12 protein-coding genes and 1 tRNA gene are annotated in these 11237 nt (G+C 69.9%); 3 read left to right on the forward strand and 10 right to left on the reverse strand.

All coding sequences use genetic code 11. The annotated features are described in order from the left end of the window. A partial coding sequence (locus tag F563_RS0120715) for an IS5 family transposase (protein ID WP_026299756.1) occupies nt 1-671 on the forward strand: 671 nt, incomplete at its 5' end. A 14-nt stretch (nt 672-685) separates the two neighbouring features. Here F563_RS0120715 and F563_RS0120720 read toward each other — a convergent pair. The 6 genes from F563_RS0120720 to F563_RS0120745 all read right to left on the reverse strand — a co-directional run bounded on the left by F563_RS0120720 (nt 686) and on the right by F563_RS0120745 (nt 6348). Next, complete coding sequence (locus F563_RS0120720; RefSeq protein WP_019016607.1) at nt 686-1234, reverse strand: HD domain-containing protein; 549 nt, start codon at nt 1232-1234, stop codon at nt 686-688. Between the two features lie 92 nt (nt 1235-1326). Next, complete coding sequence (locus tag F563_RS0120725) at nt 1327-2007, reverse strand: PEP-CTERM sorting domain-containing protein (protein WP_019016608.1); 681 nt, start codon at nt 2005-2007, stop codon at nt 1327-1329. A 234-nt stretch (nt 2008-2241) separates the two neighbouring features. After that, on the reverse strand, nt 2242-3528 hold the full coding sequence (gene rho / locus F563_RS0120730) for a transcription termination factor Rho (protein ID WP_019016609.1): 1287 nt from the start codon (nt 3526-3528) through the stop codon (nt 2242-2244). A gap of 335 nt (nt 3529-3863) precedes the next feature. Beyond that, nucleotides 3864-4310 (reverse strand): protoporphyrinogen oxidase HemJ, encoded by a 447-nt coding sequence (gene hemJ, locus F563_RS0120735; protein ID WP_019016610.1) that lies wholly within the window; start codon nt 4308-4310, stop codon nt 3864-3866. 135 nt (nt 4311-4445) lie between these two features. Next, complete coding sequence (locus tag F563_RS0120740; RefSeq protein ID WP_019016611.1) at nt 4446-5216, reverse strand: (Fe-S)-binding protein; 771 nt, start codon at nt 5214-5216, stop codon at nt 4446-4448. A 172-nt stretch (nt 5217-5388) separates the two neighbouring features. Further along, nucleotides 5389-6348, reverse strand: coding sequence for an MBL fold metallo-hydrolase (locus tag F563_RS0120745; protein ID WP_019016612.1), 960 nt, complete (start codon nt 6346-6348; stop codon nt 5389-5391). Between the two features lie 75 nt (nt 6349-6423). Between F563_RS0120745 and F563_RS0120750 the strand changes: the two genes are divergently transcribed. Then, nucleotides 6424-6879 carry a DUF2237 family protein gene (locus F563_RS0120750; protein WP_019016613.1) on the forward strand — a complete coding sequence of 152 codons (456 nt, stop codon included), beginning with the start codon at nt 6424-6426 and terminating at the stop codon, nt 6877-6879. 9 nt (nt 6880-6888) lie between these two features. Here F563_RS0120750 and pncA read toward each other — a convergent pair whose 3' ends face one another. The 4 genes from pncA to F563_RS0120770 form a co-directional block, all read right to left on the reverse strand. Further along, on the reverse strand, nt 6889-7542 hold the full coding sequence (gene pncA / locus F563_RS0120755; RefSeq protein ID WP_019016614.1) for a bifunctional nicotinamidase/pyrazinamidase: 654 nt from the start codon (nt 7540-7542) through the stop codon (nt 6889-6891). A 74-nt stretch (nt 7543-7616) separates the two neighbouring features. After that, nucleotides 7617-9308 (reverse strand): hybrid sensor histidine kinase/response regulator, encoded by a 1692-nt coding sequence (locus F563_RS0120760; protein ID WP_019016615.1) that lies wholly within the window; start codon nt 9306-9308, stop codon nt 7617-7619. Between the two features lie 247 nt (nt 9309-9555). Next, a tRNA-Pro gene (locus F563_RS0120765) sits at nt 9556-9632 on the reverse strand. Nucleotides 9633-9691: 59 nt separating this feature from the next. After that, nucleotides 9692-10276: an LOG family protein gene (locus F563_RS0120770; RefSeq protein ID WP_019016616.1), complete on the reverse strand. Its 585-nt coding sequence runs from the start codon at nt 10274-10276 to the stop codon at nt 9692-9694. A 161-nt stretch (nt 10277-10437) separates the two neighbouring features. Here F563_RS0120770 and F563_RS0120775 point away from each other — a divergent pair, with 161 nt between their 5' ends. Next, nucleotides 10438-10884 (forward strand): cytochrome c, encoded by a 447-nt coding sequence (locus F563_RS0120775; protein WP_019016617.1) that lies wholly within the window; start codon nt 10438-10440, stop codon nt 10882-10884. The last annotated feature ends 353 nt before the right edge of the window (nt 10885-11237 follow it).

Consider the following 11237-nt stretch of genomic DNA (forward strand, 5'->3'; position numbering starts at 1 on the left):
TGGCACGAAGCGCGGGTGGCTGGCGGATGCTGCCGGTGCACTTCGGCCCATGGCAGACGGTCTACTGGTGGTTCCGCCGCTTCGTCCGGCGGCTGCTGTTCCGCACCATCCACGACGTGGCGCTGATGCTGGATCGCGAGGCGGCTGGCCGGGAAGCCAGCCCGACAGGCGGGGCGCTCGGAGACCGAAGGTCGGCCGAAGGCCACAGCCAGACGGTGAAGGCGCCGTTCGCCGCAGAGCGGGGTTACGACGGGGCCAAACGGATCGTCGGGCGCAAGCGCCATGTCGCCGTGGACACGGACGGACGGCTGCTGATGGTGAACCTCACGCCCGCCGACGTGTCGGACAGTGCTGGCGCGCAGACCATCCTCGACGCCATCCGCAAGCGCTGGCCGTGGCTGAAGCACCTGTTCGCCGATGCGGGCTACGACCGCACAAAGCTCATGGAAAAGGCCGCCTTCCTCAACTTCGTCGTCGAGATCGTGCGCCGCTCCGACACGGCAAAAGGCTTCGAGGTCATCCCGCGCAGGTGGGTCGTGGAGCGCACCTTCGGCTGGATGATCCGCTGGCGGCGTCTCGTCCGCGACTACGAGAAGCGCCTCGACGTGTCCGAAGCCATGATCCACGTCGCCATGAGCGCACTTCTGCTCCGACGCGTCGCCCATCCGTGATCCTCAAACGGACTCTAAGCCGTCTCGGCCAACCACCGAAGCCCCTCGCGGTAGGCCCTATCGAACGCCTCGTCCAGCACGGGTGCCACACCGCGGCAGCCAACCGCCACCCGGGCGGCCCAGCCGAAATACTCGACCTTGCGCCCATGCTCCCAGCCGACGGGCGGGCTCGCGATGAGCGCGCGCAGGTTCGAGATCTTGTCGGCGAGCTTCACCATGCGCGCCGCCGCCGAGGCGCGGGGGGCATGGCGGATCTGAAGGTCCTTCCGCAGCGCCTTCGGGATCGCCTTCTCGTCGCTCACCTCGGCGACGATCGCGGCGACCGGCCAGCCGAAGCGCTCGGCCAGATCATGCAGCGTCACCGGGTGGCCGTGCTCGTGCCCATCCTCGATCGTGTCGTGCAGCCAGCCGGCGGCGATGGTCTCGACCGGGGCGGCGGCGGCGACCAGCAGCGCCGCCACGTCTTCCAGGTGGGTGATGTACGGCTCCGCTGCCTCGCCCTTGCGGGTCTGGCGGGCGTGAACTTCGCGGGCGAAGGCCTCGGCGCGCGCGATCAGGTCCATCAAATCAGCATAATGCAGTGGGGGGACGACAGTCGTCCCCCCACCCCACACAACTGTCCCGGGACGGAGTGCGCGGTGCGCCCGGCGCGATTTCAGCCCACGGCGTAGCGGCGCGCCGCGAACAGGCCCAGGAGGGCGAGACCGAGAAGGGCGACCGACGCGGGCTCGGGGACGCCGGTCGGCGGCTCGGCCACGCCGAGCACGCCCACGGTGAAGCCGTGCCAGGTCTCACTGGTGTCCGTGAAGGTGATCTGGGTGAAGGTGCCCGGCAGGCGGATCACCCCATGCACCTCGCCCGAGCCGAAGAAGCCGGTGCCGGTGCCGTTGAGGATCGGCGTGCCGTTGCCCCAGAAGCCTGCGCCGTAGCTCAGGATCTCGATCGGCGTGCCGAAATCGACCGTGTTGCTGTTCCAGCTCACGAGCGCGATCAGCGGATCGACCACCGCCTGCGAGAAGGTGATGGTCTTCGTCCCACCGAAGCTCAGCGCGATGATGTCCGTGCCGGGCGGGGCATTGCTGACCGTCCCGCTGATGTAGGGTGCGCTGGGATTCCAGTAGTTGGTGCCGCCCGAGGCCTGCACGAAATAGTAGGGGCCGGAATAGGTGACTCCGACGGTGGTCGTGCCGACCGTGAGCGTGCCGGACGCGGTGTTAGGCCCCGACGCCGTCCAGTCGGTCCAGGACGCGGTGGCGGCCGACGCGGACGGGCTGGCGACCGTGGCGGCAAGGACCGCACCCGCCAGCAGCGCGGCGCATACGACATGACGACGCATCTGCAACTCCCGAAGAGACAAAGCCCACCCCGGCAACCACATGTCAGGCAAATACGATGCCAGCGCCACCGGCAGCTTGATTTGAAACGATTTTGGTCGGCCTTCAGAGGATCCCGCGTCGCGAGGTGTAAAATGTTCCGACACCGTCCCCCTGCACGCGGCATACCGAACGGCACCTCGGGTCTCGACGTGAAGCGGCGGCAACGCAGCGCGGGGTCGTCGTCCCGCGTAGACTTACGTATTCATCGCGTCGAAGAAGTCCTGGTTCGTCTTGCTGTACTTCAGCTTGTCCAGCAGGAAGTCCATCGCATCCTGCGGCCCCATCGGCATCAGGATGCGGCGCAGCACCCACATCTTCGCCAGGGTGCCGCGCTCGACCAGCAGCTCCTCCTTGCGCGTGCCCGACTTGGTGATGTCCAGCGCCGGGAACGTGCGCTTGTCGGAAAGCTTCCGGTCCAGGATGATCTCGGAGTTGCCGGTGCCCTTGAACTCCTCGAAGATCACCTCGTCCATGCGGCTGCCGGTGTCGATCAGCGCGGTCGCGATGATGGTGAGCGATCCGCCCTCCTCGATGTTGCGCGCCGCACCGAAGAAGCGCTTCGGCCGCTGCAACGCATTCGCGTCCACACCGCCCGTCAGGACCTTGCCGGACGACGGCACCACCGTGTTGTAGGCGCGCGCCAGACGCGTGATCGAGTCGAGCAGGATCACCACGTCCTTCTTGTGCTCGACCAGGCGCTTGGCCTTCTCGATCACCATCTCCGCCACCGCGACGTGGCGCGTCGCCGGCTCGTCGAAGGTGGAGGACACGACCTCGCCGCGCACCGTGCGCGCCATGTCGGTCACCTCCTCGGGCCGCTCGTCGATCAGCAGCACGATCAGGTAGACCTCGGGGTGGTTGTGCGCGATCGAGTTGGCGATGTTCTGGAGCATCACCGTCTTGCCGGTGCGTGGCGGCGAGACGATCAGGCCGCGCTGGCCCTTCCCGATCGGGCAGATCAGGTCGAGGATGCGCGGCGTGTAGTCCTTCTGCACCCCCTTCTGCACGCCTTCCTTCGCGCCCGACTTGTCCTCGATCTCCATCTTCAGCCGCTTCTCGGGATAGAGCGGCGTGAGGTTGTCGAAGTTGATGCGGTGCCGCACCGCCTCGGGCGGCTCGAAGTTGATCTGGTTGACCTTCACCAGCGCGAAGTAGCGCTCGCCGTCCTTGGGGGCGCGGATCTGCCCCTCGACCGTGTCGCCGGTGCGCAAGGAGAAGCGCCGCACCTGGGACGGCGAGACATAGATGTCGTCCGGCCCGGGCAGGTAGTTCGCCTGCGGGCTGCGCAGGAAGCCGAACCCGTCGGGCAGGATCTCGAGCACGCCGTCGCCGAAGATCGCCTGGTCGTTGTCGGCGAGCGTCTTGAGGATGGCGAACATCATGTCCTGCTTGCGCAGGGTCGAGGCGTTCTCGATGTTCAGGCTTTCCGCGTAGGCCAGGAGGTCCGAGGGGCTCTTGGCTTTCAGTTCCGCGAGATGCATGGCAGGCAGGGCCTTCGGTTGGTCTGGGTGGGCCGGGCGGAAAGGGTTCGGACCGGCCTGGAAAGGGGAAGGACGGCGCGGCGGGCGAATGGAACCCGGCGCGGTGCCGCGAGGGGAGGTGCCGTCGGCGTGCGGAGCGACCGCTTCACCCTGGATGGACGACCCCGTCCATCCTGCCAGGACCGCCGGCGCAGGGTGCGCCGCAAACAAGTCCGGTGCTGTTGTCAGAGGTGAACGGCGCGGCCTGCGCGCCCGAGAGCCTCGGCACCCTAGTGACGTGCCGCCCTCCCGTCAATCGCGCAGGTGGTGGGGGCCGGGCGGCACGTCAAGCGCGGTCAGAACGGCTTCACGATCACCATCACGACAATGACGACCATGGCGAGGGTCGGGACTTCGTTGAGAATCCGGTAGTATTTCTGCGGCCGCCGGTTGCGGTCGTGCAGGAAGTCCTTGCGGCGGGCCATCAGCACGTGATGCACGGCCGTGACCACCAGGATGCCGAGCATCTTCAGGTGCCACCACCCGGACGCCCAGTCGACCGCGCCGGGGGTCAGCACGAGCAGGGTGCCGAACACCCAGACGGCGATGCCCGCGGGGTTGGCAATGAGCTTCAGCAGGCGGCGTTCCATCACCTTGAAGCGCTCGCTCTCGGCCGAGCCGGGCACGACCTCGCAGTGATAGACGAAGAGGCGCGGCAGATAGAGCAGCGCCGCCATCCACGCGATCACCGAGATCACGTGCAGCGCCTTGATCCAGGGGTAGAACGCGACAAGGAAGGTCATTCAGAAACTCCTGGGGGACCACGCTGGTCCCCCAGACCCCCTGCACAGGGGCCCCCTCCCGTTGGTCGGGGGCCGCGGTCCGACCAACGGGAGGGCCGCCCTCGAGGGGGCGCGGGGGGCCTTGCGGCCCCTAGCCTAGGTTTTGTTTTCGCCGATCGGCGGCACAGAATCCGTCATCCCCGCGAGCACCTCGGCGACGTGGCGCACCTTCACCGGCTTCTCCAGCCGTTTCAGCCGCCCCGCCATGTTCAGCAGGCACCCCAGGTCGCCGGCGAGCAGCGTATCCGCGCCGCTCCTCTCGATGTTCTCCACCTTGTCCGAGACCATGCGCACCGAGATGTCCGGGTACTTCACGCAGAACGTGCCGCCGAAGCCGCAGCACACCTCCGCATCGTGCATCTCGGTGAGCGTCAGTCCCTCGACCGTGCCAAGCAGCCTGCGCGGCTGCGCCTTGACCCCGAGCTCGCGCAGCCCCGAACAGGAGTCGTGGTAGGTGACCGTGCCCGGATAGCGGGCCGCGACACGCTGCATTCCCATGACGTCGGTCAGGAACGAGACGAGCTCGAAGGTGCGCGCGCCGAGGCGTTCGGCGCGGCCGCGCCACTCCGGGTCGTTGGCGAACACGGCCGCGTACTGCTCCTTGATCATGCCGCCGCAGGAACCCGAGGGCACGACCACGTAGTCATAGGGTTCGAAGGCGGCGATCACCGTGCGCGCGAGATCGGCGGCATCGGCGCGGTCGCCGCTGTTCCAGGCGGGCTGGCCGCAACAGGTCTGCACGGCGGGTACGTCCACCACACAGCCGGCGTCCTTCAGCAGCTTGAGCGCGGCGAAGCCAATGGTCGGGCGATAGAGGTCGACGAGGCAGGTGACGAACAGGCCGACGCGCGGGGAGGGCTGGAGCATGCCGCCACTCTAGCCGGAGACGAGGGAAATGTGAGTCGGGGGGCCGCAAGGCCCCCCGCGCCCCCCTGGAGGGCGCCCCTCCCGTTGGTCGGGGCGCTGGCCGCGACCAACGGGAGCGGCCCCCGGATGCAGGGGGGTGTGGGGGGACCAGCGTGGTCCCCCCACAGCTTTCTCAGACCTGACTCGTCCACTGGATCGGCACCCAGTCGAAGCCCTCGCCGGCCTTCCGCACGTAGCCCGTCGCCGGGAACGGCCAGTGATAGCCCACGATCGGCGTGCGGTCGGAGGCCGCGCGGTCGAACAGCCGCCGCCGCGTCTGCTCCGCCTCCGCCGCGTCCATGTCGAACACGATGTGCCAGCCGGGGTTGCGCAGGTTCACGGTCGGGTGGTTGGTCACGTCGCCGAGGATGATCAGCGTGCCGTTGCCCGACTGCACGGAGTACGAGGTGTGGCCGGGCGTGTGCCCGTGCGTGGGAATGCCGCGGATGCCGGGCGCCACCTCGGCGTCGCTTGCCACCCGCTTGATCCGCTCGGCCGGATAGGGGCCGAACCGCCCCTTCACCATCGCTGCGGGCTGCTGCGGCGCGCGATCACCCATCCAGAACGCCCATTCCGTCTCGGGCACGATCAGCTCGGCGTTCGGGAATCGCGCCTGACCCTCGCGGGTGACGAGGCCGGAGACGTGGTCGCCATGGAAGTGGGTGACGGCGATCTTTGTCACCTGCTCCGGTGCGATGCCGGCGGCCTGCATGTTGTCCCACATCGTGCCGGCGGTCTGGGCGAGCAGCCCGCCCGTGCCCGTGTCGAACAGGATCAGTTCGCGGCCGGTGTTGACGAAAGTGATGTTGAAGGTGATGTCGAGATGCCCGGTCGGCAGGAAGTCGCGCGCGAGCGCGGCCTCGACGGCTGCCTTGTCGGCGTTGCGCACGAAACCCTCGCCGGGGTTCGGACGACGGTTGAAGCCGTCGTTCACCACGGTGACCTCGTAGTCGCCCACCTTCATGCGGTAGAAGCCGGGCGCCTGGCGGCCGGCCTGGGGCACGGCGGCGCGTGCCGGGGTGGCGGCGAGCAGCGCCGGTGCGGCGAGCGTGGCGGCGCCGGCGGCGAGCATGTGGCGTCGGTCGAGGCCCATGTGATCCTCCCCTCGATTGTTGCGGACCGGCGGCATGGATAGGCCAGAACCGCCGGCCGCGCTGCGCACGCCCGCGTGATCGTGCGGGTTGCGGTCGCCTCCGACCCGGCCCACGTTCCGCTCGAACGGACGGAGGAGCCGATGCCGCGCGATGGCGAGGACAGGCGGGCGAGGAACGTGCTGGGCGGGCCGCTCAAGGCGTGCTCGCACGATCCGTTGACGGGCTGGCTGCGCGACGGGTGCTGCAACACCGACCAGCACGATCTCGGCCTCCACACGGTGTGCGCGCTGATGACCGCGGAGTTCCTCGCCTTCAGCAAGAGCCGCGGCAACGACCTCTCGACCCCGCGTCCCGAGTTCGGCTTCCCGGGGCTGAAGCCGGGCGACCGCTGGTGCCTCTGCGCGGCGCGCTGGCAGGAGGCGCTGGAGGCCGGCTGCGCGCCGCGCGTCGTGCTGGCCGCGACCCATGTCAACACGCTCGCGGTCTGTTCCCTGATCGACCTGAAGGCGCACGCGGCCGACCAGGCGTGAGCGCCGGCCTCAGCCGACCTGCGCGGCGCTGATCCGGCGCACCCCGGCCGCCGCCATCTCGGCCCAGGCCTTGGCCACCGAACCGCCCAGATCGATGCCGCGGCACGCGTCCTCGATCACGGCAGCGGCCAATCCGTAGCGGCGCGCATCGAGCGCGGTCCAGGCGACGCAGAAATCGGTCGCGAGCCCGCAGACATGCACGGCGCGGATGCCGCGGCTGGCGAGATAGCCGTCAAGGCCGGTGCGCGTGATGCGGTCGGCTTCCAGGAAGGCCGAGTAGCTGTCCACCTCGCGGCGATACCCTTTGCGCAGGATCGCCTGGGCGTGCGGGATGTCGAGCCCGGGCGCAAACGCGGCGTCGGCCGTGCCCATCACGCAGTGATCCGGCCAGAGCACCTGCGGGCCGTAAGGGAGATCGATGGTCTCGAACGGTGCCCGGCCGGGATGCGCGCTGGCGAAGGAGAGATGTTCCGGCGCGTGCCAGTCCTGGGTCAGCACGACATTCGCGTAGCGGCGCGCGAGCGCATTGATCACCGGCACGACCTCGTCGCCCCTGGGCACGGGCAGGCTGCCGCCCGGGAGGAAGCCGACCTGCACATCGACCACGATCAGGGCGGTGTCCGGCCCGGGCGGCTCGGCGCCGGCGAGGTGGTTCGCGGGCATGGCGGCTCTCCCCTCGGCGGTGGACGGGCGCGACCGTAACGGGCTGCGCCGGGACGCTGCAATGGTGGTGCCGCTCAGCCCCGCGCGATCGGCAGCCGCATCTGCACGCGCGTGCCCTGGCCGGGCCTGCTGTCGATCGTCAGCGTGCCGCCAAGCTGGCCGACGAAGCCCGACACCATCGCGAGGCCGAGCCCGGGGCACTCGCGATAGGCGGCGGTTGTGAAGAACGGCTCGCGCGCCTGCGCCAGCACGTCCGGCGTCATGCCGACGCCCGTGTCCTCGACGGCGATCAGCACGTGACCGCCGTTCATGCCGCCGGGCAGCGCGACGAGCCGCACCGTGATGGTGCCGCCATCCGGCATGGCGCGCTGGGCGTTGTCGAGCAGATGGTCGAGCGCGAGCTGGAGCTGACGTCGATCGGTCAGGATGTCGGGCACCGGCTCGGTCGCCTCGAAAGCGAGGGCGATGCCGTCGCGCAGCCCGGCGCGGAACTCCGCGATCGTCTCCTCGATTGCCGGCAGCGGAGCGACCTTCTCGATCCGCAGGAACTGGTTCTGGATATACGACAGCAGGTCCGCGACCAGGCGTCCGCCGCGCTCGGCGGCGCCGATCATCGAGTCGAGGGTGCGGCGCTCCTCCGCGCCGGCGGCGCGTTCGCGCAGCAGTTCGGCACCCATCAGGATCGGGGTGAGCAGGTTGTTGAACTCGTGCGCGACGCCCGCGACGACGCGTGTGATCGCGTTCTGCCGCTCGAGCGCGTCGATGCGGCGTTGCGCGGCGGCGTTGCGCTCCGCCTCGTCAAGCGCCCGCGCGGTCGCGGCGTCGGCCCGCCGTGCCGCCGCGAGCAGCGAGAGCCCGGCGGCCGCGAGCAGCAGCGTCAGCAAGGCCGTGATCAGGCCGTAGCGCAGCGTGTCACGCCACCAGGGCTCGTAGATGTCGTCGAGGTTGGTGCCGATGCTGGCGATCAGGCCGTAGGGCTCGACCGACTGGTAGCCGTAGAGCCGCTCGCCGCCATAGATGATGGAGCGGCCCCAGTAGACGCCGGAGACGACGCCTGACGGCCTGTTCATGCGGTCCACGGCGAGGCGCTGCATCAACTGGCTGTCCGGGCCGAGGCGCTGCACCGCGCGGGTCGGCGGCGTGCGCGCCAGCAGGTCGCCGTTCGGGCGGATCAGCACGACCACGCCCTCGGTGCGGATCAGGCTGGCGAAGAATGTTTCGATGTACTCGGCGGCGACGGCGACGAAGATGAGGCCGCCGAAGGTGCCGTTGTCGGTCGTGCGCCGGCGGCTGACGGTGAAGACGCGCTGGTCGGAGACACGGCCGATGATCGGCTCGCTGACGAGGGTACCCTGATCGGCCGGACGCTGCGCGAGGAAATAGCCGCGGTCGGCGATGGTCGTGCCGGCCGGCCATGCGGCGCTGCCGGCGCGGACGCGGCCCTCCTCGTCGGCGATCCAGACCGAGGCGACGTGCGCCCGGCGGTCCGCGAAGTCGGTGAGCATGCGCTGGACCGCAGGCGAGGTCTCGATCTCATGCCAGGAGAGGCCGCGGATCACCAGGTCGATCTGCTGCAGGATCGATTCCTGGGTCTCCAGCACCCGGCCGATATGCTCCGCCGCGACGGCGGTCTCCTGCACGATGACGCGTTCCGCCTCGCTGGTGGCCTGATCCCAGCGGTCCTTGGTGATCAGGCCGAAGGCGATGAGCGGCAGCAGCACGGCGAACCCGATCGCGATCCGCACCGCCCGCACCAGGAGGGCCATCGATCGGCGCGGGCGCGCGGCCGTCACGCTGTCCGGCGGCAGGGTAGGCGGGGCAGGCGGTGCGGGCGGGATGGCGGGTCGTCCGTCGTACGGGCGGGGGCTTCAAGCCGCCGCGGTGCGGGCCGCGCCGGCGTCCTCATCCTTCCCTTGTGCGAAGGGATCGGGATTTGCAATGGAAACATTCGCGCGCCGAGCCGGATGTGGCCTGCGTCACGGCGTCGTTGCGGAAAAGCCGCCAGGGCCCCCATGGTCGGAGCGAGAGGATTCGAACCTCCGGCCCCTGCGTCCCGAACACAGTGCTCTACCAGGCTGAGCTACGCTCCGACGGGGGATCAGGCGGCGCTGTATAGGCAATGCCCCGACGGTGGGCAAGCAGCGGCGCGTCAGGTCAGGGCAGCGGCGGTGCGCGTGCCGGGGCGCAGCGTCGCGAGCAGCGGCAGCACCGCCTCGGCGCCATCGGCGACCGCATAGAGGTCCCGTACCGACGGCTCGGCGAAGCCCGCGCCGATAGCGGCCTCGATCGCGGCGATCAGCGGCCGGGCGCTGCCGGCGACGTCGCACAGCACGATCGGCTTGTCATGCAGCCGAAGCTGGCGCCAGGTGAGGATCTCGATGGTCTCGTCCAGCGTGCCGAGGCCGCCGGGCAGCATGACGAACGCATCGGCCAGTTCGGCCATCCGCGCCTTGCGGGTGTGCATCGAGTCGACCTCGATCATCTCCTGGGTGCCCTCGTGCGCCACCTCCCAGCGGGCGAGGAAGGTCGGGATCACGCCGGTGACGAAGCCGCCGGCGGCGAGGCAGGCATCGGCGATCCGGCCCATCAGTCCGATCCGGCCGCCGCCATAGACCAGCCGGATCCCCGCTGCGGCCAGCGCCCGGCCCAGCGTGTCGGCGGCGGCCGCATGGGCGGGGTCGGCGCCGAGGCGCGAACCGCAGAAAACGGCGATGGCGCGGTAGGGATGCTGCATCGACACCTCCTTGCCCGCCTGCACTAACGCGCGGCGCAGGCGGTGTCACTTGCGCCGCGCGGTCGGTCTGACACGATCGTGACGCGCCCGGCCCGGCCGCGCGCGGCACCATCCATCGGCCGGGAGACGTCCCGGCCCATCACGAAGGGGACCAGTCCGAGATGAACCAAGCGTTGCTGTCCGCCGTGCTCGCGGCCGCGATCCTCATGCCGACCGCGCACGCCTACGGCCAGGCCCAGGTGATCCAGGAGCGCCAGGCCGGCTTCCGGATGATGCGCGACAATATGGAGGCCATCCAGGCGGTGGTGCAGGCGCGCCGGCCGAACGCCGATGCGGTGGCGCCGGCGCGCGCGATTGCCGAGCACGCGCCCAGGATCAAGGGGATGTTCCCGCCCGGCAGCGACCAGGGTGCGCAAACCCGCGCCCTGCCCAGCATCTGGTCGGACCGGTCGGGCTTCGAGAGCCGGGCGGATGCGTTCGCGGCCCAGGCGCAGGCGCTTCTGGCCGCCGCCGAGGGCAGCGACCAAGCCGCGCTCGGGCGCGCCTTCGAGGCCACCGGCGGCGCCTGCGGCGCCTGCCACCGCCCGCACCGCGCAGCCCAGCGTTGAGGCACGAGAGCAGATCGCCCGCGGCTGGGGTCAGCCGTGGGCGTGATGGTGCTCGCAGGGCACGCCCAGAACGGTTTCCACGGGTCTGGAAGCCGCTCTAGAGCCTGATTCCTTCTGGTGGAATCGGATTGGGTGTTCCGGCGCGTTTGGTTTTCTGATTCAAGCTGCTGGCTGGGCTGGAGGCCAGCAGCCGATGACCCGAGCCCTGTCCTGTGATCTGCGTGATCGCGTCGTGGCGGCCATGCGGAATGGCGCGAGTTGCCGCGAGGCGGCCAAGCTGTTCTCGGTGAGCGTGGCGAGCGCGGTGCGTTGGTCGCAGTTGTATCGCGCGACCGGCAGCACGGCGCCGCGGC

The sequence above is a fragment of the Elioraea tepidiphila DSM 17972 genome, assembly GCF_000378465.1.
Lineage (GTDB): Bacteria > Pseudomonadota > Alphaproteobacteria > Acetobacterales > Acetobacteraceae > Elioraea > Elioraea tepidiphila.